This is a genomic window from Curtobacterium sp. B18 (genome assembly GCF_000333375.1).
Taxonomy (GTDB): domain Bacteria; phylum Actinomycetota; class Actinomycetes; order Actinomycetales; family Microbacteriaceae; genus Curtobacterium.
Window position 1 is genome coordinate 1 of sequence record NZ_BACZ01000435.1, and the last position, 911, is coordinate 911.

2 pseudogenes are annotated in these 911 nt (G+C 69.9%); both read right to left on the bottom strand.

Going from position 1 to position 911, the window contains the following annotated elements:
• Positions 1 to 433 (bottom strand): annotated as a pseudogene (locus I5E_RS11980) (ABC transporter transmembrane domain-containing protein); the annotation flags it as partial.
• 178 nt (positions 434 to 611) lie between these two features.
• A pseudogene (locus I5E_RS11985) lies at positions 612 to 911 on the bottom strand (LysR family transcriptional regulator); the annotation flags it as partial.

Sequence of the window (911 nt, forward strand, 5' to 3'; positions counted from 1 at the left end):
TTGAGCCGGCTGACGAACGCACCCGTGCGGGTCCGGTGAAGAAGGCGATCGGCATCTTTTGCACGGGGTCGAAGACCGCCGTGCGCAGGTCGAGGATCACCCCTTCGCCGATCCGGGCCGAGTACCACCGGGTCACCAGCGACGAGGCAGCGTCGGCGACGGCGACGAGGGCGATGACCACCGCGAGCCAGACGATCGTGCCGACCGCGCCCCGGGCGGCGATGACGTCCACCACCTGGCCCGCGAGCACCGGCGTCGCGACCGCGAGGAACGCGCCCACTATCGACAGGGCGATGAAGACCACGAGCTTGGCGCGGTACGGCGTGGCGAACGTCATGATCCGCCGGAGCGATTCGCGGGAGAACCCGTGCTTGCCGTCCTTGGCGGTCGAGATCTTGTAGAGCGAGCTCCAGGCCGCGCCTTCCATGCTCATGGCTGTTCCCTCCGTGCCGCGGGCTCGACGCGGACCGGGAGCAACGATACGGCGGTCCGCAGCGGCCTGCGTCGTGCGTGCGGCAGCCTGGAGGCGCGACCCGCCTGACGGGGGGGGTCGCGCCTCCAGGCTGGTCACCGCGCATGCGGTCGGTGCGGGTCCGCCCGCCGGTGGCGGACTACCCCAGCGGCTCGACGCCGTAGCTCGTGACCACGGCCCGCAGCTCGTCCAGGTACGTCTGCGCCTGCACGGTGAGGGGCACCGAGGCGTGCGCGATCCAGCCGATCTCGATGCGCTCGTCGACCTCGAGCGGGATCGCGACGATCTCCGGGTCGAGGTCGTCGCTGATGAGCCCGGTCGAGATCGTGTACCCGCCGAGGCCGATCATGAGGTTGAAGATCGTCGCCCGGTCCGAGACGCGGATCTCGCGCTTGCTCGACATCGTCGACAGGATCTCCTCGGCCAGGTAGAAGGAGTT